We start from the raw sequence: 24,160 nt of genomic DNA, 5'->3' as shown, positions 1-24,160 counted from the left end.
GAGAAATTTATGTCAAAAGTCAGAAAAGCAATCATCCCTGCAGCCGGTCTCGGAACCCGCTTCTTGCCAGCCACTAAGGCACTGGCCAAAGAAATGCTGCCAATCGTTGACAAACCAACTATTCAGTTTATCGTCGAAGAAGCTCTTAAATCTGGAATCAAAGACATTTTGGTTGTCACAGGGAAGTCAAAACGCTCCATCGAGGACCACTTTGACTCCAACTTTGAGCTAGAATACAACCTCAAAGAAAAGGGCAAGAACGACTTGCTCAAGTTGGTGGATGAGACCACTGGTATTGGCTTGCATTTCATCCGTCAGAGCCATCCGCGTGGACTCGGGGACGCCGTACTTCAAGCCAAGGCCTTCGTCGGAAATGAGCCTTTTGTGGTCATGCTGGGGGATGATTTGATGGACATTACCAATGACAAGGCAGTGCCACTCACCAAGCAACTCATGGATGACTATGCAGCAACCCACGCATCTACAATCGCAGTTATGCAAGTTCCTCATGAAGAAGTCTCTGCTTACGGCGTTATTGCACCACAAGGCGAAGGCGTCAATGGCCTCTACAGCGTTGAAAAATTTGTTGAAAAACCAGCACCAGAAGATGCACCAAGTGATTTGGCCATTATCGGACGCTACCTGCTAACGCCAGAAATTTTTGAAATTTTGGAAAAACAAACTCCCGGCGCTGGCAATGAAATTCAACTGACTGATGCCATCGATACCCTCAACAAGACTCAGCGCGTTTTTGCCCGTGAATTCAAAGGCGACCGCTATGATGTCGGTGACAAGTTTGGCTTCATGAAAACTTCTATCGATTACGCCCTCAAACACCCTCAGGTTAAGGATGATTTGAAGCAATACATTATCGATTTAGGCAAAAAATTAGATAAGAAAACGAAAAAATAATAGAAGTGCATAAGCAATAGATTAGCTAATGCAACAGCTTTTAACACTATACAGGAAAACACCTAGATTTACTAGGTGTTAGATTGAAGAAAAAGTCCATTTTGGACAATTTCTTCAATCTTTTTCTTTTGCTGGATAAAGTAAAAAAACTCTTAAAAATGATGTCATATCAGCATCTCTAAGAGTTTTCATTATATGGTAATCAACCTCTATCAGCAATTTTTCTATTGCTGACAGAGGTTGGCCACATTTTGGAATACCGCTTTAAAAAGCGGTAATTGAATTCATTTCTCAAAAAATTGGTCGTTGAAAAGTCAGAAAAATCAAAATAGCTGCTAATCCAAGGTAGGCTGCCAGTGCTAAAAATCGTTGAGTCTTGCTAAAAGCGTAGCGTTCTCCCGATACTGGTAAGATCACAGCTCCTAAAGCTCCGCCAACTAGACCGCCCAAGTGGCCTGCAAGGCTAATTCCCGGTAAAAAACTCATGACCAGATTGACAGCCAGTAGGCTCATATAGGACTGACCCAGCTGCTGCAGATAGTAGTTTCGCGTAGCATAACGAAGCACAACAACGGAAGCAAAAAGGCCGAAAAGAGCAGTAGACGCCCCGGCTGCCAGGCTATTGGGTGAAAAATAGACCACAAATAAATTCCCCATAATGCCTGACATCAGGTAGAGTATCAAAAATTTCCATGAGCCAAAGATAGCTTCAATCTGCCGACCAAGGAAGTAGAGGGTCAGCATATTGACCACAAAATGCTCCAAGCCAATATGGATAAAAATAGCAGCAAAAACCCGCCAAAACTGCTCCGGCAGCGCTTGAATCGTATAACCGTGCACGGCTCCAAAGTGATACAAGGCTTCGGAACTGCTGTATTGAAAACCGTAGGAAAGAAACATCAAGGCAAAAACAAGGCTCGTTAGGATAAGCAGGATGCTTGTCACAGGATAGTCTCTATCAAAGATTTGCTTCATAAATAAGTAACTCCTTTACCGCAACATCATGTTGAGCTGGTAAAAATTCTGCCTGTTGGACAGCATAAATAGTGCTGATGGATGCTCCTGCAAAATCAGCCAGATAACGGTCATAGTAGCCGCCGCCGTAACCAATCCGAAAACCTTGAGAATTAAAGACCACGCCTGGCACATGAATCAGATCAATTTCTGTCTTGTCCACAGCCTCTTCACTTATCGGCTCCATAAGTCCAAAAGAGCTTTTTTGAAGGCGACTTTCATCATAATCCACAAATATCATCCGACCCTGGCCATAGGTCTTAGGCACTAAAACCCGCTTGCCATCCAACTGAGCCTGCTTGATAAAGGATGCAGTTGAGACTTCATGCGGCATAGAAAGATAGGTAGCGATAACCTGAGCTTTTTGATAAGCTGCTGAACTGAGCAAGTGCTGGGTCAGCCAGTTATCTGCCTGCTTTTTTTCTTTTCCTGCAAGTTTCTTCATCTGCTTCAGTACAGTTTGTCTCAGCTCTTTTTTCATGCAGCTCGTCCACCTTTTCCTTATCTTTCGTTGATTTTATAATCTAGGAATTTCCCAATCTTTTCAATAGCAAAGGGCAGTGCTGCCTCGTCCGGTGTCATCTTGGGATGATGGAGGGCATAGGGACTGTCCACTCCCAGCCAGAACATGACGCCCTTGACCTTACTGAGCAGATAGCCAAAGTCCTCGCCTGTCATAGCCGGCGCAATATCAATCAGCTCCACTCCTTCTTCCTTCTGGAAAAAGTCCATCAATTCGTCTGCTAGGTCAGGATGATTTTCTACAGGTAGGTAGCCACCTTGTTTAAGCTCCAAGTCCAATTCCAGTCCGAAACTTTGGGCTATGCCCTCTGCTATTTCCCGTAAGCGTTTCTGGGTCAAGAGGTTCATCTCCTGAGTCAGGGTCCGAATGGTACCATGCAGAAAAGCTGTTTCTGCGATGACATTGTTGGTCGTGCCAGCATGGAGCGAACCAAAGGTCACAACCGCTCCCTCGATAGGATCGACATTGCGGCTGACAATGGTCTGCACCTGGGTGATAAAGTAGCTAGCCGCCACCAAAGCATCATTGGCTTCTTGAGGAAAGGCCGCATGGCCTCCCTTCCCCTTAAAGGTCAGCTTGACTTCACAGGTGCCAGCAAAGAGAGTTCCTCTATTAGTGGCAATATCACCGACCTTGAGGTCCGGCCGCACATGGAGGCCGTAAAACTCATCCGGCAGCCAGTCGCCAAAAGCACCGTCTTCGTACATGAGCATTCCACCAGCTTCATTTTCCTCTGCAGGCTGAAAGAGAAAGAGCAGATTGTGGGTAGGCTGAGTGCTCACAGCTTGCTCCAGCAGTCCTAGAGCGACCGTCATGTGCATATCGTGTCCGCAGGCATGCATGCGACTTTCATGGGTACTGGCAAAGTCCAGTCCGGTCTCCTCCACAATCGGAAGGCCATCGATATCCGTCCGCCAGCCAATCGTCTTATCCGGTGAACTTCCCTTGATAAAGACCAAAATACCCGTCCGCCAAGTTCGGATTTCCACAAAGTCTAGACCTGCTGTCAGTCCATCAATGACCTGCATCAAATAAGCATGAGTCTTGTATTCTTCCAGACCGATTTCTGGTATCTGGTGTAAATCGCGGCGAATGTTCAGATAATCAAGCATTGTTTCTTTCCTATAAAATCTTGTCAGTGCAAACAAAGAGTCAGACCGCCCCCGATGAAGTTCAAGGGCGGCTATCTTTTAACCAATATTAAAGAGTACGCAGAGCGTCTTCCAGAGCTGTCTTCTGCTGCGTCTTCTCATCAATTTTTTTGATAACTCGTGCTGGAACACCAGCAACCACTACATTTTCAGGAACATCCTGGGTCACAATCGCACCAGCTGCAACAACGGAACCACTGCCAATTTGTACACCTTCAATGACAACCGCATTGGCACCAATCAGCACGTTATCGCCAACCCGAACTGGCTCAGCACTAGCCGGCTCAATGACTCCTGCCAGAACCGCACCAGCACCGACATGGCTATTTTTGCCAACAATCGCTCGGCCGCCCAGAATAGCACCCATATCAATCATGGTACCAGCACCAATTTCTGCACCGATATTGATGACTGCCCCCATCATGATGACAGCATTATCACCAATTTCAACTTGGTCACGGATAATAGCACCCGGCTCAATACGGGCATTGATGTCGCGCTTGTCCAAAAGCGGCACCGCTGAATTGCGGGCATCCTGCTCTACAACATAGGTCTTATTTTCTTCTAAGTTCACGAGGAGTGGCTTGATTTCTTCCCAGTCTCCAAAAAGAACATTGCCTAATTTCACAACAGACCAAGGGATTGATCCGTGCAATTCTCCATCAAAGGTTACCTTGACAGGAGTTTTTTTCTTGGCATCAGCGATAAATTTGATAATTTCTTGAGCGTTCATTTTCGTAGCAGACATGGCGTCACCTCTTTGTTCTTTCTATTCTTTGTTGGAGTCTGGGACAAAAGTCCTAGCCTCTCAATTGTCTTTGGATTGTCGAGCAAGACGCAGTGGTTGAGTGGGCTCTACTACGCTGACTTCATCAGCTTTTACAGCCCTACTCAACTGTGCGGAGGCGGGACGACGAAATCGAATTCTAACGAATTACCGATTTCTGTCCCACTCTCTATCTCTTTTATTTCTCTATTATAACACAATTTGGCTATACAGTTAGGACTTTATTAGCAGCTAGTATGCTATTTAGTCTCTTTAAGTTTATTCAGATGAAATTGGCCATCCTTTCCCTTTACAAAGTTTAAATGGAAGAAGGTTTTATCTTCTGCCCTATAGCCCATAGACATACTGTAATATCCTTTCACCACTGCTTTGTAGTAGTTGTTGGGAAGCCCCAAATGTTCTATCACTTCTAGATCAGTGATGCCAGTTTCTTCATTTGATGTCATTCCCTTAAGGAAAGAAAGCCGTTCCCCTGTCAAATCCTCATTTTGATAAATATTATAAGCTATGCTAGTAAGATGTAGACCTGAACCAAAATCCCAGAATTGAAGGACGGCAAAGCCTCCTCCCTTCAAATCATAGATCAGTGATAATAATTTATCCTTCTTGCCAATCACCGTTTCATCGCTGCTTTTAGCTAAACCATGTTGACGAACAAAATTGGATACTGTTATATTTTTATCCTCGTCCTCTTCAATCTTATACTTTATAAAATCCCTTGGTTCCCAATCCAAAACTTCGGCATTTGAAGAAGAATATTTTGCTTCTGTTCTTACTAACGGATTCTTTCTGTAAGAATTGGTCCAATTCCCGATTAAGACAAGTAGACCGATAACAAGGCCTATCAGGGCTAGAGCACTCACTAGCTTGAAAAATGGTGATTTGTGTTTAAACTTTGCGGTTCTCTTAAAAGTTGACTTTGATTCTTGTCTTGTGCCTTCCTTGAGGTTTGTTTCAGCTAGCAAACTAGCTCCTTCCTTAGACTCTCGTTTTATGGGTTCCCTAGTTCTACTAAATTTTCCCTTATGTTCCCTTCGTAATTTTTCTAAATCTCTTTTTCCCATTCTTCTATCCCTGTCTATGTTAAGAAAAAATCCATGCTCTCAGTCTAGGCTCTCAGACCGTACTTGTCATCATACTGGTGAGGCGGTAAGTTCCATTCACTTCGTCAAAATACAAAGAAACTGACATCTTTTCCTTAGTTGGATAGCTCATACTAAAAAAATCAACTTGCTTTTTAAGCGTTTTATGAGCATAAATACTCTTTGGCATCCCCAGTTCTACAATAGCTTGCTTGATTTCCATCCCTTCTCGCTTACTTTGAGGAATGAGCGATCGATAATCATCAACTGTCTTCGTAATCGATTCCCCAGCATTCTGGAAGAAAGTAACTGATACTGTAGAAAGCTCCATTCCTCCTCCAGCATTCCTAAGGTGCATATCAACAACTCCTTTTCTTCCTACCAAATTATAGGAAAGTGTCACCAATTTACTGCCCTTCACGCTATTATCCTCACTCCCAGAACTGGCTTTTCCATACTTCTTAACGATATCCTCTGGAGACACATTAGGTTCGTTCATAGTTTTAATCAATTCTAAAATCTCTTCGAATGGAAAATCGACCTCTCGATTCTTTTCAATAAAAGCTGAATTTTCCTCCGTCAGGATCTCTATCCTATTTTCTGATTCTGTCGGAACAGTATTAACAGACGATATAGCTGATTGATTTCCTTCTGACTTAAAAGTTGGTCGCATATACACCATCAATAAGCTAATCAATCCTACTAGGCCTGCAGCCATCACTAGAAGATAAGCATAACGAGATAGCCAAGAAGATAGCACAGACTTTGCTAAAAGCTGGCCATTAGGATTGACTGCTGACTCTGTTCGCTGCTTTTCTTTCCTTGCTTCTTCCTTTGTCTGTTCGAGGGCAGCTCCTCCCCGTTCCCGCTGGCTCTTGACCGACGAAGTGTTTCTAGCTTTAAACTTGGATTTGTGCTCCCGCCTCAATGCTTCTAAATTTCTATCTTTCACCTTTTCACCTATCAACTAAATACTTGATTGCTCATTCCCTTTCTACAAACGGCTGATTCTTCTGCTAGGCAAGCACTACTGAGCACCTGCTTCTCCTGCTTCGCTTGCCAAACCTGAGCTGTCTTTCAGTCGATAGCTCTGAGTGTCATCTTTTTCAAAAGAAAAACTAACCTCTTGACCATCCTCCAAACGATAAGAAATCGATAAAGTCGTATAGCTCAAGATTCCCCCATGCCAATCGAGGCGCTCTGGAAGTCCCAACTGACTGACAATCTCTTGGTAGGTCTTTCCTTTCTCTATACCAGCAAGTTCTTGGCGAGTGAGTTGAGCATTTCGGTTTGGTAGATGCGCACTACTGAGATGCGTACATTTTAGGGATTCCAACTTAGGAGTTTCAGAAGGACCAAGATAGCTTTTAAAAGAGAGGTTAACTTTCGCCTCTGTCCCTGCTTGTGAATAGTTTAAATCTATTGTCTTGATTAGGTCATCTTGGTTCGTTTCCCTACCAGATTCAGCTTTCCCTAACTTTGCAACCACCTCGTCGACCCTTGTCAGATTTGGAACCGATGAAGTGAAGTCTGAGAACAAAGAAGTGATATCATCATAGGTAATATGAAACTGATACTCCTCTTTCTTAGCAATCCATTCTGGACGATTATCAGATTTTAAATCTTGATCCTTTCCATATGAGTCTAACATACGAGAAATAGCTGCGGCTTTTTCTTTATCTTTTACCTTTTCCATCTCTAGCCACGTCATTCCAGTCTCAGCCAAAAAAGTCATAATCCCCAAACTAGAAAGTACCATCACCCATATCTTAGAAAAGAATCCTAGTTTTTTCTTCTTAAACTCTACTTTATCTATCTCTCTAGCAAGCTCATTAGCGCTTATTCGCGGAGAAAGCTTTGTCTGCTTTGGTTCAACAAAGCCTGACACCGGCTGGCTAGCTTGATTTCCACGAAGGACTTGGTTTTGTTTTTTAGCTTTCAGTGATTCTAAGCTAGAAATGAGACGCTTCAGCTCTCTCTGCTTTAATTCCAACAAATTCTGTGATAGAAGCGACAAAGGCTCCTTCACCTGCTGAGCTCCTTCTAATCGCTCAGAAAACACCGGCTGGTCTTGAAGACTTGTTTTAGCCCCATAGCCATTTTTATCCTCTATCGAAGAGACGGCAGACGGCTCATTGCTTGAGCTCTCTATTGGAAATGCCACTTTTGATGGAGACGAAACGGAAGGACGAGCTTGATTTTCTTCCGGGCTCCCCTGCGCTTCTTGCAATCCAGTAGATGATTTGATATGTTTGTCTTCCTTGGTTTTCCATTTGGATAGAAAGGATGATTGGCTATTTGCTGGCTTTTTCGTTTGGGCCTTCTTGAATTTCGATTGATGTTTCTGCCTCAAAGCTTCCAGATTTCTCTTTCCCATAGCTCCTCCTTATCTATTGGTTCTTCTATCATTAAAAAGACGATTCGTCTAATAGTTAACAATTCTTGCTCGCTGAATGCTGCTATTCCCTTTTCTATAACCATACCGGTCAAATAGCTGCACAAACTGTCAGGATGGCTACCTTTTATAAAATAACTATTTGAAGACAGTAGCCTAGCGTGAAACTTGTCATGCTAATATAACTTTATTCCAGTATATCATATTTTGAACTGGCTTAGCTTGAAAGTACACAAGCAAAAAGGCACGAACTCTCTTCCGTGCCCATGAAACCAACTATATATGACTATTTTTGTTTCACTTTTTCAGCCAATAATAACTTCATCAGGACTCCTTTCCAATCTTGGTTTCCTATTTTTTTCCATAGTCGTCCAAATAGTAGTAAGTTCAACTTTCTAGAGAAAAGTATATCCCATTGCTACTGCATCTTCTCTGATTGTAACATATAATCAGAGAAAGGAAAACTGTTGCTGAGTCGACAAGTAAGTGAAAAAGCCAGATAGCGGACTGGCTTACAAAGTATGATTGAAGTTGAACTTCAAAACAGCAAAAAACCTCCCCAAAGGGAGGTTGCATTTAATATTACAAACGTGCGTTAAGCTCTTTGCTCAATTCTTCAAATCCTGGTTTACCAAGAAGGGCAAACATGTTTCGTTTGTAAGCTTCAACACCTGGTTGGTCAAATGGGTTGATAGCATTCAAGTAACCTGAAAGGGCGATAGCCAATTCGAAGAAGTAGATAGTGTAGCCAAGAGTGAAAGCATCTTGCTCTGGAAGAGTCACATACATATTTGGTACATCACCGTCTGTGTGGGCAAGAAGAACACCGTCCGTTGCTTTTTTGTTTACAAAGTCAACGTCTTTTCCTTGAAGGTAACCAAGTCCGTCAAGGTCTTCTTCCAAAGTAGGGATAATCACGTTCTTACGTGGTTTGTCAACACGGACAACTGTTTCAAACATGATACGAGTTCCTTCTTGGATAAATTGACCCAATGAGTGCAAGTCTGTTGAGAAGTTAGCTGAAGTTGGGTAAATCCCTTTTTGGTCTTTCCCTTCTGATTCACCAGCCAATTGTTTCCACCATTCTGAGAAGTATTGAAGTGATGGCTCGTAGTTTACTAAGATTTCAGTTGCATAGCCTTTGCGGTAAAGGATGTTACGAACGGCTGCATATTGGTAAGCTTCGTTTTCAGCAATCTTGTCTGAAGTGTAGTCTTTACGAGCTGCATTCGCACCTTCCATAAGGGCTTTGATATCAGCTCCTGATGCAGCGATTGGAAGCAAACCAACTGCTGTTAATACTGAGAAACGTCCACCGATGTCGTCTGGAACCACAAATGTTTCCCAACCGTTGGCATCTGCTTCAACCTTAACAGCACCTTTTTGGCGGTCAGTTGTTGCGTAGATACGTTTATTAGCTTCTTCTTGACCATATTTCTTAACCAGGAGTTCTTTGAAGACACGGAAAGCGATCGCTGGTTCAGTTGTTGTACCTGATTTAGAAATCACGTTTACTGAGAAGTCTTTGTCAGCTACATACTCTACCAAGTCAGCAAGGTAAGTAGATGAGATTGAGTTCCCTGCGTAAAGGATTTGTGGTGCTTTACGCTCTTCTTTTGTTTGCAAGTTTGCAAAGTGGTGGTTCAAGAAGTCAATGGCTGCTTTGGCACCAAGGTAAGATCCACCGATACCGATCACAACCAAGACATCGCTGTCTGATTTGATTTGCTCAGCAGCCTTCAAGATGCGGTCGAATTCTTCGCGGTCGTAGTTTTCAGGAAGGTCCAACCAACCCAAAAAGTCGCTACCAGCACCAGTTCCTTTACGGATCAATTCGTCTGCTGCAGTTACCTGTGCTTGCATGTATTCCACTTCATGTGGAGCTACAAATTTATCTAAAACTTTTGAATAATCAAATTTAATATGTGACATGATATTCCTCCATTTTTTCTTCCACTCTATCATATCGCTTTCATACTTTTTTAGCAAGTAATTCCTTCAATGAAAACGCTTTTAGTTGATATTTTGTTAAAATTTTTACAATTTTGCAAATCCTAGACCAGAAGCGAACGCAATCGTTTGCGCAATCTGCTATTTTTACCACAAAATCCCTGCTCTCAATTTCATGGGTAGGTTGAGATTTTAGTTTTTCTCCAAGATTCATCTGCGCCTTTTAGGCTTGATTCGTTAAAAGGCATAGAAAAAGAGCACACAGTTCACTTCGCTTAGGGCTGCTGGATTCCTCCCCTGACCCGCTTCACGCAGAACTGTTGCTCCACTAATTAGTATAACACAAACTTTCTTTTTTGGCTAATTTTCTTTACTTTTTCCTGCGATTTCTGAAAAAGTTCTGCATAATCGCCGCACATTCTTCTTCTAAAAGGCCGCTTTCAACCTCTACGCGATGATTCAACCGCTCATCCGTCAGGATATCGTAGAGACTGCCCCCAGCCCCGAATTTCTGGTTTTTCGCTCCATAGATCACCTTTGGAATCCGAGCCAGACCGATGGCGCCACTGCACATGACACAGGGCTCAATCGTGACAAAAAGCGTCGTATCCAGCAGGCGCCAACTATTTTCACGCTGATTGGCCTCCTCAATCGCCATGATTTCCGCATGCATAACCGCCCGCTGCAGCTCCTCACGTGCATTATGCCCGCGTCCGATAATCTGACCATCCTTGACCAAAATACAGCCAATTGGTATTTCATCATTGGCGAGGGCAATCTCCGCCTCCTTCAGCGCCTCCCTCATAAATATTTCTTTTTCCTCTATCGTGTAATCCATCTTTTCCCTCTTCCTTTTAGTTTCTTTGTTCATTATACCACAGGCAGCTCATGACTCACAAAAAAGCCGCCGATTGGGCGACTCTTATGGGAGATTATTATGAAAAAGTTTAGGAGGTTTAAACAAAGTTAGGAGGTCTTTGTTTATGCTTCTAGTATAGCTGGCCTATCTTAAATAAAGCTTAAGCTCTCTGAGTATTGATAATTTTAGCAATTTCTCCAACTTCTTGGGCAATATAGGTGGCTCCGGCTTCTTCCAATTCTTCCCTGCTACCAAAGCCATAAAGGACGCCGATAGAATCAAGCTTTTGCGCTTGAGCCCCAAGCACATCGTGCTCCCTGTCTCCAATCATGATGGTATGCGCCAAATCTGTAATCTGATTTTGTTCTAAAGCATACTGGATAACATCGCTTTTTTTACTACGTTTTCTATCCATGGTCGCACCAGCTACAAAGTCAAAATAATCATACAAGCCAAAGTGCTTGAGAATCTGAATGGAAAATTCTTCAGGTTTTGACGTAGCTACAATCAACTGTTTGCCAGCCTGCTTCAGAGAAGCCAGCAAGTCAGGTATACCTGGATAGACCTCATTTTCATAAAGGCCTTTTTCAGAAAAGTACTCATGATAGTAGTCAATGGCCTTTAAACATTCTTCCTTAGAAAATCCATAAAAGCGCTCAAAAGACTCCTGCAAGGTCGGACCGATAAAAACTCTCAATGCCCTCTTGTCTGGCACTTGAATCCCATATTTTCCTAAGGCATAGACCACTGAGTTGGTAATCCCTAGTTCTGAGTTGGTCAAGGTACCGTCTAGGTCAAATAAAATCGTTTGATACATTTTTTCCTCTTTCTGCTTTCAAAAAGAGGCTGGGACAAAAGCCCTAGCCTCTCAATTGTCTTTGGATTGTCGAGCAAGACGCAGTGGTTGAGCGGGCTCTACTACGCTGATTTCATCAGCTTTTACAGCCCTACTCAACTGTGCGGAGGTGGGACGACGAAATCGAATTCTAACGAATTATCGATTTCTGTCCCACTCTCTTGTCTTCATTTGCTTATAAACTAGACCAAACACTTTCCAAGATATTGGTTTGCTCGCGACCTGGTCCAACTGAGAAAGTCGAAATGCGAACTCCAACCAGTTCGCTGACACGGCGAACATAATTGCGGGCATTTTCTGGCAGGTCTTCTAGACTGCGGACACCAGTGATGTCTTCTGACCAACCTGGCAATTCTTCATAGATTGGCTTGCAGCGCTTGAGCTGCTCCAAACTTGCTGGATAATGGTCGATTCGCTCCCCATCCAAGTCATAGGCCACACAGATTTTGACTGTATCCAGACCACTCAAAACGTCAATAGAGTTGAGGGAAAGATTGGTAATGCCTGATACGCGGCGGCTGTGGCGCATCACAACGGAGTCAAACCAGCCCACACGACGCGGACGACCAGTCGTTGTACCGTATTCATGACCCACTTCGCGGATACGCTCGCCCACTTCATCAAAAAGCTCCGTTGGGAATGGGCCATCTCCGACACGGCTCGTATAGGCCTTGCAGACACCAACTACCTTGTCAATCTTGCTTGGACCAACACCTGAACCAATCGTCACCCCACCAGCAACTGGATTAGACGAGGTTACAAATGGATAGGTCCCTTGGTCAATATCCAGCATAACGCCTTGTGCCCCTTCAAAGAGGACACGCTTGCCTTGATCCAGCGCATCATTGAGAATGACTGATGTGTCGGTCACATACTGCTTGATTTGCTGACCGTATTCATAGTATTCTTCAAAAATATCGTCAACGCTCATCGCTTGGCTATCGTACAATTTCTCAAAGAGGCGGTTTTTCTCAGCAAGATTCCGCTCCAAACGCTCTCTGAAAATGTCTTTATCCAAAAGGTCCGCGATACGGATACCAACACGCGCAGCCTTGTCCATGTAGGCAGGACCAATTCCCTTGATCGTCGTCCCGATTTTATTGTCGCCTTTCGCTTCCTCTTGCAGGCGATCCAGCTCGATATGGTAAGGCAGGATGACATGGGCACGGTCTGAAATGCGCAAATTATCTGTGGTAACACCTTCTTGGTGCAGATAAGCCAACTCCTTGACCAGAGATTTAGGATTGACCACCATCCCATTTCCGATCACTGAGATCTTTTCTGGGAAGAAAATTCCTGACGGAATCAAGTGCAATTTATATTTTTTTCCGTCAATCACAATCGTATGTCCAGCATTATCACCGCCTTGGTAGCGGGCAATCACTTCAGCATTGGCCGAAAGGAAATCCGTAATTTTCCCTTTTCCTTCATCTCCCCATTGGGTCCCTACAACAACAACTGATGTCATAATTTCGTCTGAGCTACGAGAGCTCTTCCTTTCTTAATCTACAAGGCAGGAGTTTCACCTGCAAACGTATCTTACACTTTATTATAAGAAAATTTTGAATTTTTTTCAAGATTAGGTGTCTTTTAAATTTGGATTTTCACTTTTGAAAACGAATGATTCTTTTTAAAATTATCTATTTTCCCGAAATATATCCAATAAATGGAAATAAAAGTTCGGAAATTTACCAAAAACGTAGTGAATAGTTGTTTTCTGGCCTTTTTTATAATAGACTGAAAGTACTATACTAAGGACGGAAAAACATGATGACTATTGATCGTTTACTCGAAAAGCTAGACCCTGCCAGCCCGATCTTACAGGCGACTTTTGGACTGGAAAGAGAATCCCTACGCGTGACAGAGGCAGGGACACTGGCATCAACTCCCCATCCCAGCTCTTTGGGCTCTCGGAGTTTTCATCCCTATATCCAGACGGATTTTAGCGAGCAACAGCTCGAATTGATTACGCCCATTGCCTCTTCAACTCAGGAGGCCCGTCGCCTGCTAGGTGCCATTACCGATGTGACTGGACGCTCTATCTCGCGAGAAGAACTCATGTGGCCCTTGTCCATGCCACTCCAGCTTCGAGAAGACGAGATTGAGATTGCTCACCTCGAAAATGCCTACGAGCTCCGTTATCGTCAAGGTTTAGCAGAAAAATACGGCAAACGACTCCAGACCATTTCCGGCATTCATTACAATATCGAGTTAGGAAAAGATTTGATGGCGGCTCTCTTTGAGGCTAGCGACTTTTCTTCCTTCAAGGATTTTAAAAATGCTCTCTATCTCAAATTGGCTCGTAATTTCCTCCGTTTCCGCTGGTTCTTGACCTATCTTTATGGTGCGGCTCCACTGGCAGAAGCTGGCTTTTACGATGAGCCAGTTGAGGCTCCTGTCCGTTCACTCCGAAATAGCCAGCACGGCTACGTCAATGACAAGCATATCCATGTATCATTTCGCTCGCTGGAAAGCTATGTCTCGGACATCGAGGACTATGTCGAGTCAGGCGATCTCAGCGCTGAAAAAGAATTTTACTCAGCCGTTCGCTTCCGTGGACAGAAGCACAATCGTGCCTATCTGGAGCAAGGTATCACTTATCTGGAATTCCGCTGCTTTGACCTCAATCCTTTCGACGTTTTGGGTATCAGTCAGGAAACCTTGGACACGGTTCATCTCTTTCTCTTGGCTCTATTGTGGCTGGATGATGTGACAGATAGTGATACACAGCTACAAGCGGCTCATGCTCTCAACGATGCCGTTGCTTTGGCTCACCCCTTGACGCCCCTACCTACAGAGGCCGACAGCTCTGCTATTCTCCAAGCTATGGAAAATGTGACCCAACATTTCAATCTCCCTGAGGCCTACCGTCAATTGCTAGCGCAAGTCAGAGCTACGCTGACTGAGCCCAAACTGACTCTGGCAGGGCAATTATTGCCTCATATTGAGAAAAATTCCCTCTCAGCTTTTGGACTGGCAAAAGCACGGGAATATCGAGATTACGCCTGGACTGCGCCCTACGCTCTCAAGGGCTATGAAAAGATGGAACTTTCCACTCAAATGCTCATGTTTGACGCTCTCCAGAAAGGCCTCCATCTCGAAATCCTAGATGAAAATGACCAATTTCTCAAGCTTTGGCATAGTCAGCATGTGGAGTATGTCAAAAACGGAAACATGACCTCCAAGGATAACTATGTCATCCCTCTGGCCATGGCCAATAAAACCGTCACCAAAAAGATTTTGGCTGCAGCTGACTTTCCTGTTCCGGCTGGGGCGGAGTTTTCTTCTCTCGAAGAGGGACTGGCCTACTATCCTTTGATTAAAGACCGACAAATTGTTGTCAAACCCAAGTCAACCAACTTCGGACTGGGCATCTCTATCTTCCAAGAACCGGCTAGTCTGGAAGCTTATCGCAAGGCTTTGGAGATCGCTTTTTCAGAAGACGCTGCTGTCTTGGTGGAGGAATTCATCGCTGGAACGGAATACCGCTTCTTTGTCTTAGACGGTCAATGTGAGGCAGTCCTCTTGCGCGTGGCAGCTAATGTCGTTGGAGACGGTCAACACACCGTGAGAGAATTGGTTGCCATCAAAAACGACAATCCCCTGCGCGGTCGAGACCATCGATCACCGCTCGAAATCATTGAACTGGGGGACATTGAACTGCTCATGCTGGACCAGCAAGGCTATGGACCAGATGATATCCTGCCTGCTGGTGTCAAAGTTGACTTGCGGCGCAATTCCAATATTTCTACTGGCGGAGACTCGATTGACGTCACAGACAGCATGCACTCATCTTATAAGGAACTCGCTGCAGACATGGCACAAGCTATGGGAGCTTGGGCTTGTGGCGTTGACCTAATCATCCCTGACAGCTCTGCTATTTCTACCAAGGAAAATCCCAACTGCACCTGCATCGAGCTCAACTTCAACCCCTCTATGTATATGCATACCTATTGTGCTGAGGGACCGGGGCAAAGTATCACCCCTAAAATACTGGCCAAACTTTTCCCAGAAATGGACTGATAAAACAAGAATCGCAGGGGATTCCGTGCGATTTTTGCTTGCCCACTTGTGATAAAAAAGAACTCTTACGCTTGCTTGCAGGAAAGGAAGCAAAGCTCTTTCTTGATGAGGCAAACATTCTCATCAAATCTAAAAGTGCATCTGAATATATCAATCTTTCTCCTTCAAAAACTAGCTTTTATGTTAAAATAGAGATATCACATTGAGAAGAAAGAGAAAGGTTCATGTCGAGAAGAAAGAATTATTCTAACCAGCAGCCGGAATGGTTTAGCTGGATTTGGATACTTGCAATTATTTTTGGTTCTGGAGTGGTAGCCAGCTATCTGATCCCCATTGCTATTTTAGGAGGTATTGGCTACGGAATCTATCGCTACCAAAGACAGAAAAGAGTTCGTATTGAAGCTAAACAAGCCAGCATTGGCCGTATTGAAGATTTAAAAGCAGTGATTGGTCAGGCGGACCGCCGTATTAAAGAATTAGAAAGCTACCAAGAATACGGCAAGAAGGAAGACTACCAAGATTTGGCCCTGCAAATTCTTCCCCAACTCACCTATATCAAAAACGTTGCTAAGGAATTACGAGATGAAATTCCTGCATCTGTCTACCAGCGCATTCAGACTAAAATTACTACTGTAACCGAGGAAATTGATAAACAACTGCAAAAGATTGAACGAGAGAAAAGGCAAAAGGAAGCGCAGCCAAAGAAAACGAGTCTAGAAGAACTAGCCCCAGAATTGGTCGCTACGGTTCGCAATATTCAGATTGATCACGAGGCCATTCTTCAAAAAATCTCTCAATCTGAAAGCAACAACAAGGAAGAACTGACTGCCATCCATCAGTCCCAGATGGAGCACTACGAAGATATTTTACAAGGCTACCTCAAAATCAAAGCCTCTCCCAAAGATTTTTACAATGCAGAGGAGCGGCTAGCCAAGGCCAAAGCAGCTATCGAGCAGTTTGACTTGGACCTAGACGAAGCGCTGCGCCAGTTAAACGAAGCTGATTTGAGGGACTTTGACATCAGCCTGCGCATCTTAGACAAAGAAAAGCAAACAGACACCGGCCTTTAAGCTAGATAAACCAAAGGAGAAACTATGAGCCAAGAATTTAATTTTGATATTGATAAAATTGCTAACAATGCCATCAGCAAAAGCGACAAAACAACAGAAATCATCGGAGCCAATACGACTCAAGAAAATGGCCAGCTAACTTTTCTGGAAAAGCTGACCCCTGAGCAACAGAATGCGATTACGGCCAAAGCTCCTCAGCTTGTGGATAATTTCGTATCGGACCAGAATGCCTTGCTGGACTTTGGCCAATCTGCTGTAGAAGAAGTCAACGGTACTGTCAATCGTATCTTAGCCGAGCAGAAAAAATTACAAATTCCTCAGGTAGATGAGCTCTTAAAAAACACCAACAAGGAACTCAATGGCTTTGTCGCAAAATACAAGGATGTTCAAGTAGCGGAACTGGATAAGAAACCTAATTTCTTGGAAAAACTCTTCAAACAGAGCAAAAATACCCTTCAAGAATTCTATTTCGACTCACAAAATATTGAGCAGAAGATGGACGGCATGGCTGCAACCGTCGTCAAGCAAGAAGACGTTCTGGCTCGCAATATTGTTTCTGCTGAAATGCTGATCGAGGATAATACCAAATCGATTGAAAACCTAGTCGGAGTCATTTCCTTTATCGAAGCGTCTCAGCAGGAATCCGGCAAACGAGCGCTCAAGCTGCAGGCTGAAGTTGCTCAGCTAGATATGACAACCGTTGACTATCAAGTCAAATCGCAAGAATTAGCCCGAATGACAGAGGTGGTCAATACCTTAGAGCAGCAACACACTGAATATGTCAGCCGTCTCTATGTGGCTTGGGCAACCACTCCTCAGATGCGCAATCTGGTCAAGGTTTCCTCTGATATGCGCCAAAAGCTTGGAATGCTCCGCCGCAATACCATTCCAACTATGAAACTGTCTATCGCCCAGTTAGGCATTCTCCAGCAATCGATGAAATCTGGTCAAGTAGCTGACGCCATCTCTAATGCGAATAACGCTGCCCTACAAATGCTCGCTGAGACCAGCAAGGAAGTCATCCCTCAGCTGGAGCGGATTTCCCAAAGCCCTACTATCGCTGTTGAGTCTGTCACTAAGTTGGCAGAAAGCCTCGTCGCTCAAAACCAAGGCATTATCGAAGCCATTGATAAAGGACGGGAAAAACGCGCTCTGCTAGAAGCAGCGGTCATCCAATCTGCAGAAACCATCAACAACTCTGTCAAACTGCGTGATCAAAAGATTATCCAAGCGCTGTTGGACCAAGGCAAGGAAGCCCAGAAAGAATTAACTTCAGAATAAGTAAAAGAGCCATCCAGTCTCTTTCAAATCGTAGACAAATATCAAAACTGATGTTTGTCTTTTTGTATTTTCCAAATTTTTTAGTCAAGAAGACAAAAATACACTCAACTCTTATGAAGAATTAAGTGCATTTTTTGGAAAAGTATAATTCTTTACAGACTTTTGACTGCAGCAATGGCTGCATCATAATCTGGCTCGGTATTGATGTTGTCCACATATTCAGCGTAGGTCACAGTGTTATCTTCATCCAGAACTAGAACTGCGCGGGCTAAAAGGTGCCATTCATTGATGAGGACGGCATAGTCGCGACCAAAAGAATGGTCAAAGTAGTCTGATAGCATGACAGCATTTTCGATGCCTTCAGCAGCACACCATTTGCCTTGGGCGAAAGGCAAGTCAACTGAAATCGTGATAACAACGGTATTATCCAAGTCAGAGAGTTCTTGATTGAAACGACGAGTCTGAGTTGAGCAGACACCAGTATCGATAGACGGTACGATGCTGAGGACTTTCTTTTTACCAGCAAAGTCAGCCAAAGTTTTCTTTGAAAGGTCAGTAGCTGTTAGGCTAAAATCGTGGGCTGTGTCGCCGACTTGCAGTTGTTGGCCCGTAAAGGTTACGGGATTTCCGAGAAAAGTTGTCATAGGAAGTCTCCATTCATGTTTGATAGCTCCATTGTACTGCGAATAGTAATTTTTTTCGAATAATTTGACCGAAAATTTGAGAGCGACTCCATATAAAGCTTGTCCTTCAGAAATAAAGAGGTTAGGATTTTATCTTCCCAACCTCTTATTATTATTATTATTTAGACAGACCTTCTGCGATCTTTTCTAAGTTGTATTTCATCATGCTGTAGTAGCTATCACCCTCTTCGCCTTTATCAGCGATTGAGTCAGTAAAGATTTTAGCGTAGATTGGAATGTTGGTGTCTTTAGAAACGGTCTTCATCGGACGGTCGTCTACACTGGATTCGACAAAGAGAGATGGCACTTTGGTCTTGCGTAGTTTTTCAACCAAGGTTTTAATTTGGTCTGGAGTCCCTTCTTCTTCAGTGTTGATTTCCCAAATGTAGGCAGATGGCACATTGTAGGCCTTAGAGAAGTATTTGAAGCAACCTTCGCTGGTTACAATCATTTTCTTTTCTTCAGGAATGTTGTTGAACTTCTCTTTAGCTTCCTTGTCCAAAGCGCTTAGTTTTTCCACATAAGCTTTAAGATTTTTCTCGTAAGTTTCTTTGTTAGCTGGGTCTTTTTCGCTCAAGCGCTTGGCAATGTTTTGAGCATAGATGATACCATTTTCCAAGTTGAGCCAAGCATGTGGGTCTTCTTTCCCTTTTTCACTTTGGCCTTCCAAGTAAATCACGTCCACGCCTTCGCTGACAGCATAATAGTCCTTGTTTTCCTTCTTCTTAGCATTTTCTACTAATTTTGTGAACCAAGCATTACCACCTGTTTCAAGGTTGATCCCATTGTAGAAGATCAGATCCGCTTGGGAAGTCTTTTTGACATCTTCAGGCAGAGGCTCGTATTCATGTGGGTCTTGGCCGACAGGTACGATACTGTGCAAATTGATCTTATCGCCAGCGATATTCTTTGTAATATCCGCAATAATCGAGTTGGTTGCAACAACATTCAATTTTGAAGAACCAGTCTCGGTACTGCTTTTTTGACTAGAGCAGGCTGCTAGGCCGACAAAAGCCAGCAAAAGCAGAACTAAGAAACGACATTTTTTCATTGGAAATCCTCCATAAATATATTATTTTACTTTTCTTTTTAAATACCGCTGTTTTGGTGCGATAAAAAATGAAACCAAAAAGATCAGGGCAGAGGTTAGAACGATACTCGAACCTGCTGCAACATTAAAACTATAACCGATGAAGAGACCTAAAACAGATGCACCAGCCCCCAAGGCAGATGACAATAAAATCATGGTCTTGAGACTCTTGGCATAGAGATAGGCTGTCGCAGCTGGTGTAATCAGCATGGCCACAATCAGAATCGTTCCGACACTTTGCATAGCTGTGACAGAAACCAGAGTCAAGAGAATCATCAGTAAATAGTGGTAAAAATTCACCTTCATTCCCATAGCTTGGGCTAAGAGCGGGTCAAAGGAGGTCAGCAAAAGCTGCTTGAAGAAAATAGTGATGACCAGCAGCACCAAAATACCCACGCCAATACTAATCCACATATCAAGGTCTTGTACCGCCAAGATATTCCCAAAGAGAATATGGAAGAGGTCGGTCGAACTCTTGGCAACGCTAATCAAAATGATCCCCAGAGCCAAGAAGGAAGAAAAAGTAATCCCGATAGCCGTGTCACTTTTGATAATAGAATTGCCCTTGATGTAAGTGATAATAATAGAAGCTAGTAAACCAAAGGTAATGGCACCGATGAAGAAATTAATCCCCAAAATATAAGACAGGGCCACACCGGGCAGCACCGCGTGAGAGATGGCATCCCCCATGAGTGACATGCCCCGCAGAATGATAAAGCATCCAACGGCACCGGCCACCACTCCAATCACAATGGCTGTAATCAAAGCATTTTGCAGGAAATGAAAGTCATGTAAACCTTGAATAAATTCCTGAATCATCCTAGGCACCTCCATTCATAAAGAGCTGAGAGCCGTAGGTCTTCTGCATATTTTCTTTGGTGAAGGTACTCTCGGTTGATCCGAAAGCGACGACTTTTTTGTTAAGTAGTAAGACCTGATCAAAATAAGCGACCACCTTGCCCAAGTCATGGTGGACAATCAAAATCGTCTTCCCGTCTTTTCTTAGCTGACGGAGGGTCGCCATGATAATCTCTTCGCTGACCGAGTCAATCCCAACAAAAGGCTCATCTAGGAAAATATAGTCCGCCTCCTGAACCAAGCAACGGGCAATCAAGACCCGTTGAAATTGCCCGCCAGACAACTGGCTAATCTGCCGCTCAGCAAAATCTTCTAAACCAACGATTTTCAAAGCCCGAGCAACCTTTTCCCAGTCAGACGCTTTGAGGCGTTGAAAGAGCTTGATCTTAGGATACAAGCCCAGAGACACACACTCCTTGACCTTGATAGGAAAATTATAGTCAATGTGAATTTTTTGCTCTACATAAGCAATCTTGCTTAATTCTTGCTTCATGGGTTTTCTATCTAGAAAGGTCTGCCCCTCACTCTCAACAATTCCTAACATACCTTTTATGAGAGTTGACTTTCCAGCCCCGTTTGGTCCGATAATCCCTGTGATAGTCGGTCCTTTTATTGTTAAAGAAGTTGCTTCTAAGGCCAGCTGTCCTTGATAACGGACACTTAAACTTTTCATTTCAATCATTGTTACACCTCTTTTGTTTTAATATACATTAAAATGAAAATTAAGTCAAGTTAATTTTTAAAAAATCCTTAAAATCAATATAGGAAATATTTGAAAAAAGGAGCTAATTTTGATAAGGTTATATCAAAAGCATGAAAGTGAGAACAAGATGACACGTTTACAAGATGATTTTTATGATGCCATTAATGGTGAATGGGCCAAAACAGCGGTTATCCCAGATGATAAGCCCGTAACTGGTGGTTTTACAGATCTGTCAGATGAGATTGAAAAGCTGATGCTCTCCACTACTGATCAATGGCTGCGGGGTGAGGAAGTTCCTGATGATGCTATTTTGCAAAACTTTATCAAGTACCATCGTTTAACAGCTGACTATGACAAACGGGAAGAACTCGGTACCAAGCCTGTTTTGCCTTTGATTGCGGAATACCAAGCACTCAACTCCTTTGCAGAATTTACCACAAAGATTGCCGAGTTTGAGCTGGCTGGCAAGCCCAATTTCTTTCCTTTTGGTGTAGCGCCTGACTTTATGGACGCCCGTATCAATGTCCTTTGGGCAGATGCACCAGGTACTATTCTCCCAGACACAACCTACTATGCCAATGGGCATCCTCAAAAGGACAAGCTCTTGAAAAAATGGCGTGAGTCTTCCGAAGCTTTGCTGCAAAAATTCGAATTTTCAGCAGAAGAAATCCAAGATTTGCTGGATAAGGTTTTAGAACTGGATGCTCGAATTGCTAAAGTCGTTCTGTCACGTGAGGAAAGTTCAGAATATGCCAAGCTTTACCACCCTTACAAGTGGGGAGACTTCAAGACCTTAGCACCGAATCTACCTTTAGATGCCATCTTCACCCAACTCATCGGGCAAATTCCTGACCAGATTATCGTACCAGAGGAGCGTTTCTGGCAGGCTGCCGACCAATTCTACTGCGAAGAGACTTGGCCCCTGCTCAAGGCCGTGCTTATCTTTAACGCTATCGCATCAGCTGAAGCCTACTTGACTGACGAAATCCGTATCCTAGCAGGTGCTTATCGTCGCGCCCTATCTGGAACACCTCAAGCTCAAGACAAGAAAAAAGCTGCCTTTTACCTAGCTCAAGCGCCTTTCAATCAAGCCATCGGACTCTGGTATGCTGGACAAAAATTCTCCCCTGAAGCCAAGGCCGATGTGGAGCAGAAGGTAGCCAAGATGATCCAAGTCTACAAAGAACGCCTCGCAAGCAATGACTGGCTAACACCAGAAACTCGGGACAAGGCCATTGTAAAACTCAATGTCATCAAGCCTTATATCGGCTACCCAGAGGAGCTGCCTGAGCGCTATGCAGACAAAATTGTGGACGAAAATCTCAGCCTCTTCGAAAATGCCCAAAAACTGCGACAAGTGGAAATTAAGTATGGTTGGAGCAAGTGGAACCAGCCAGTGGATTACAAAGAATGGGGAATGCCAGCCCATATGGTCAATGCCTACTACAATCCTCAGAAAAACCTGATTGTCTTTCCAGCGGCTATCCTGCAGGCACCTTTCTATGACCTGCACCAGTCTTCTTCAGCCAATTATGGCGGTATCGGTGCGGTTATTGCCCATGAGATTTCCCATGCCTTTGATACCAACGGCGCTTCCTTTGATGAAAACGGCAGCCTCAACAACTGGTGGACAGAGCATGACTACCAAGCCTTTACTGAGCGGACTCAGAAAGTCATTGACCAGTTCGAAGGTCTAGATTCCTACGGCGCCAAGGTCAATGGCAAGCTGACCGTTTCAGAAAACGTAGCGGACTTGGGCGGTATTGCAGCGGCTCTCGAAGCAGCCAAGAAAGAAGCGGACTTCTCTGCGGAGGAATTCTTCACCAACTTTGCCCGCATCTGGCGGATGAAGGGACGCGAAGAGTACATGAAGCTCTTAGCCAGCGTCGATGTCCATGCGCCCGCTAAACTTCGGACCAATGTCCAGCTACCTAACTTTGACGACTTCTTTACGACCTTTGATGTCCAAGAGGGAGACGGCATGTGGCGCAGCCCAGAAGAGCGCGTAGTGATTTGGTAAAGGACTTCAATAATATTTAATTAAACAAAAAACCTGCTCAGGAAGGCCATTAGAGCCTTCCCGAACAGGTTTTTATAGTTCTTTGATTTCTTTCATATAGCCGGCCGTGATGATACCGGCAGGTAGAGCCACAATGGCGATTCCTAAAAAGGAAGAAATCATGGTAATAATTTTTCCAGTCGTTGAAACTGCGTAAATATCACCATAACCAACCGTCGTCAGGGAGATGGTTGCCCAGTAGAGGGCGTCAAAAAAATTAGGAAATGTGCTAGGCTCGACATTAAAAATGATAAGGGCAGAGATGAAGATATAGCCGAGAGCCAAAAGACTCACGATCATCAAACTCTCCTTCTGCTTTTTTAAGACATTGGTCAATATTTGGATATTTTTAGAATAGCGAATAAACTTGAAGACGCGCAAGATCCGAAGCATGCGCAAAATCTTAAAGAGCCGCAAACTATTATTCAACAAAAAGAGGGATGGCAAAATGCAGAGCAAGTCAGCCAGCGCCAGAAAGGTAAATGGATAGAGGAAAAAAGAAAACTTCCCCTTTTCCAATTTATAATCGGCCGTTACAAGCCGAAGGATATAGTCAATAATAAAAATAATCGTTGACACAAAATCCGACCACATGAAGATTCCTGTGTGACTCTTGGTGGTCAGGGGGATCAGGCTGACAATAATAGTCAGGAACATAAGCACATCATAGGCTTTTTCAATCGCATTTTCCTTTTGATGGGGCTCAATAATCTGAAATAAAATCTTTCTTGTCATCCTCAACCTCACTTTTTTAAACTTGCTTTCATTCTATCTATTTTTAAAAATAAGTCAAGGCCAAGCCGCAAAGATTTTCTTCATTCTCCTTCGTCGGTTACTTTCAAAATCCCTTGAAAATGGTATAAT

General features: G+C 43.7%; 21 protein-coding genes and 1 other RNA gene. 5 read left to right on the top strand and 17 right to left on the bottom strand.

Translation table 11 applies throughout. The annotated features are described in order from the left end of the window. The first annotated feature begins 9 nt into the window (after positions 1 to 9). Positions 10 to 912, top strand: coding sequence for a UTP--glucose-1-phosphate uridylyltransferase GalU (gene galU / locus D8791_RS01075; protein ID WP_125387238.1), 903 nt, complete (start codon positions 10 to 12; stop codon positions 910 to 912). Positions 913 to 1,203: 291 nt separating this feature from the next. Here galU and D8791_RS01070 read toward each other — a convergent pair whose 3' ends face one another. The 12 genes from D8791_RS01070 to D8791_RS01005 all read right to left on the bottom strand — a co-directional run bounded on the left by D8791_RS01070 (position 1,204) and on the right by D8791_RS01005 (position 12,997). Beyond that, complete coding sequence (locus D8791_RS01070) at positions 1,204 to 1,887, bottom strand: rhomboid family intramembrane serine protease (protein ID WP_125445970.1); 684 nt, start codon at positions 1,885 to 1,887, stop codon at positions 1,204 to 1,206. Further along, positions 1,871 to 2,407: a 5-formyltetrahydrofolate cyclo-ligase gene (locus D8791_RS01065; protein ID WP_125445969.1), complete on the bottom strand. Its 537-nt coding sequence runs from the start codon at positions 2,405 to 2,407 to the stop codon at positions 1,871 to 1,873. The genes D8791_RS01070 and D8791_RS01065 overlap by 17 nt, the downstream gene beginning before the upstream one ends. Before the next feature lie 20 nt (positions 2,408 to 2,427). Next, on the bottom strand, positions 2,428 to 3,561 hold the full coding sequence (locus tag D8791_RS01060) for an N-acetyldiaminopimelate deacetylase (protein WP_125445968.1): 1,134 nt from the start codon (positions 3,559 to 3,561) through the stop codon (positions 2,428 to 2,430). Positions 3,562 to 3,649: 88 nt separating this feature from the next. After that, positions 3,650 to 4,348, bottom strand: a complete 699-nt coding sequence (gene dapD, locus D8791_RS01055) for a 2,3,4,5-tetrahydropyridine-2,6-dicarboxylate N-acetyltransferase (RefSeq protein WP_048791915.1) — start codon at positions 4,346 to 4,348, stop codon at positions 3,650 to 3,652. 278 nt (positions 4,349 to 4,626) lie between these two features. Then, positions 4,627 to 5,451 carry a hypothetical protein gene (locus D8791_RS01045; protein WP_125445967.1) on the bottom strand — a complete coding sequence of 275 codons (825 nt, stop codon included), beginning with the start codon at positions 5,449 to 5,451 and terminating at the stop codon, positions 4,627 to 4,629. 52 nt (positions 5,452 to 5,503) lie between these two features. Next, on the bottom strand, positions 5,504 to 6,421 hold the full coding sequence (locus tag D8791_RS01040; protein WP_223368184.1) for a hypothetical protein: 918 nt from the start codon (positions 6,419 to 6,421) through the stop codon (positions 5,504 to 5,506). Positions 6,422 to 6,496: 75 nt separating this feature from the next. After that, the gene (locus D8791_RS01035) at positions 6,497 to 7,846 is read right to left on the bottom strand and encodes a hypothetical protein (protein ID WP_125445966.1); all 1,350 of its coding nucleotides are present in this window, start codon (positions 7,844 to 7,846) and stop codon (positions 6,497 to 6,499) included. A gap of 600 nt (positions 7,847 to 8,446) precedes the next feature. Then, a complete protein-coding gene (locus tag D8791_RS01030; RefSeq protein WP_000018244.1) occupies positions 8,447 to 9,796 on the bottom strand; it encodes a glucose-6-phosphate isomerase in 1,350 nt (449 codons plus the stop codon). A 264-nt stretch (positions 9,797 to 10,060) separates the two neighbouring features. Then, positions 10,061 to 10,146, bottom strand: an RNA gene (gene ffs, locus D8791_RS01020) — signal recognition particle sRNA small type. A 38-nt stretch (positions 10,147 to 10,184) separates the two neighbouring features. Then, positions 10,185 to 10,652 carry a tRNA adenosine(34) deaminase TadA gene (gene tadA, locus D8791_RS01015; RefSeq protein WP_185760526.1) on the bottom strand — a complete coding sequence of 156 codons (468 nt, stop codon included), beginning with the start codon at positions 10,650 to 10,652 and terminating at the stop codon, positions 10,185 to 10,187. A 181-nt stretch (positions 10,653 to 10,833) separates the two neighbouring features. Next, positions 10,834 to 11,490 (bottom strand): HAD family hydrolase, encoded by a 657-nt coding sequence (locus tag D8791_RS01010; protein WP_125445963.1) that lies wholly within the window; start codon positions 11,488 to 11,490, stop codon positions 10,834 to 10,836. A gap of 214 nt (positions 11,491 to 11,704) precedes the next feature. Then, positions 11,705 to 12,997: an adenylosuccinate synthase gene (locus tag D8791_RS01005; protein WP_048792129.1), complete on the bottom strand. Its 1,293-nt coding sequence runs from the start codon at positions 12,995 to 12,997 to the stop codon at positions 11,705 to 11,707. Between the two features lie 302 nt (positions 12,998 to 13,299). On the opposite strand from D8791_RS01005, the gene gshAB reads away from it, so the two are divergent. The 3 genes from gshAB (at position 13,300) to D8791_RS00990 (ending at position 17,903) form a co-directional block, all read left to right on the top strand. Beyond that, positions 13,300 to 15,552: a bifunctional glutamate--cysteine ligase GshA/glutathione synthetase GshB gene (gene gshAB / locus D8791_RS01000; protein ID WP_185760547.1), complete on the top strand. Its 2,253-nt coding sequence runs from the start codon at positions 13,300 to 13,302 to the stop codon at positions 15,550 to 15,552. A gap of 224 nt (positions 15,553 to 15,776) precedes the next feature. Further along, positions 15,777 to 16,622 (top strand): coiled-coil domain-containing protein, encoded by an 846-nt coding sequence (locus D8791_RS00995; RefSeq protein WP_005591556.1) that lies wholly within the window; start codon positions 15,777 to 15,779, stop codon positions 16,620 to 16,622. A gap of 24 nt (positions 16,623 to 16,646) precedes the next feature. Continuing rightward, positions 16,647 to 17,903, top strand: coding sequence for a toxic anion resistance protein (locus D8791_RS00990; protein WP_125445961.1), 1,257 nt, complete (start codon positions 16,647 to 16,649; stop codon positions 17,901 to 17,903). 152 nt (positions 17,904 to 18,055) lie between these two features. Here the strand turns inward: D8791_RS00990 and tpx are convergent, their stop codons facing one another. From tpx to D8791_RS00970, 4 genes are all read right to left on the bottom strand, one after another. After that, entirely contained in the window at positions 18,056 to 18,547 is a 492-nt protein-coding gene (gene tpx / locus D8791_RS00985; protein WP_125445960.1) for a thiol peroxidase, read from the bottom strand. 157 nt (positions 18,548 to 18,704) lie between these two features. Continuing rightward, positions 18,705 to 19,637 carry a metal ABC transporter substrate-binding lipoprotein/adhesin ScbA gene (gene scbA, locus D8791_RS00980; protein WP_125372645.1) on the bottom strand — a complete coding sequence of 311 codons (933 nt, stop codon included), beginning with the start codon at positions 19,635 to 19,637 and terminating at the stop codon, positions 18,705 to 18,707. A 21-nt stretch (positions 19,638 to 19,658) separates the two neighbouring features. Further along, entirely contained in the window at positions 19,659 to 20,495 is an 837-nt protein-coding gene (locus D8791_RS00975; protein WP_015605901.1) for a metal ABC transporter permease, read from the bottom strand. Between the two features lies 1 nt (position 20,496). After that, positions 20,497 to 21,216 (bottom strand): metal ABC transporter ATP-binding protein, encoded by a 720-nt coding sequence (locus tag D8791_RS00970; RefSeq protein WP_125445959.1) that lies wholly within the window; start codon positions 21,214 to 21,216, stop codon positions 20,497 to 20,499. A 148-nt stretch (positions 21,217 to 21,364) separates the two neighbouring features. Here D8791_RS00970 and D8791_RS00965 point away from each other — a divergent pair, with 148 nt between their 5' ends. Next, positions 21,365 to 23,257 carry a M13 family metallopeptidase gene (locus D8791_RS00965; RefSeq protein WP_125445958.1) on the top strand — a complete coding sequence of 631 codons (1,893 nt, stop codon included), beginning with the start codon at positions 21,365 to 21,367 and terminating at the stop codon, positions 23,255 to 23,257. A 72-nt stretch (positions 23,258 to 23,329) separates the two neighbouring features. Here the strand turns inward: D8791_RS00965 and D8791_RS00960 are convergent, their stop codons facing one another. Next, complete coding sequence (locus D8791_RS00960; RefSeq protein ID WP_125445957.1) at positions 23,330 to 24,031, bottom strand: ion transporter; 702 nt, start codon at positions 24,029 to 24,031, stop codon at positions 23,330 to 23,332. Positions 24,032 to 24,160: the final 129 nt, after the last annotated feature.

Source organism: Streptococcus cristatus (genome assembly GCF_003943515.1).
Taxonomy (GTDB): domain Bacteria; phylum Bacillota; class Bacilli; order Lactobacillales; family Streptococcaceae; genus Streptococcus; species Streptococcus cristatus_D.
This window is presented reverse-complemented; position numbering and strand designations above follow the sequence as displayed.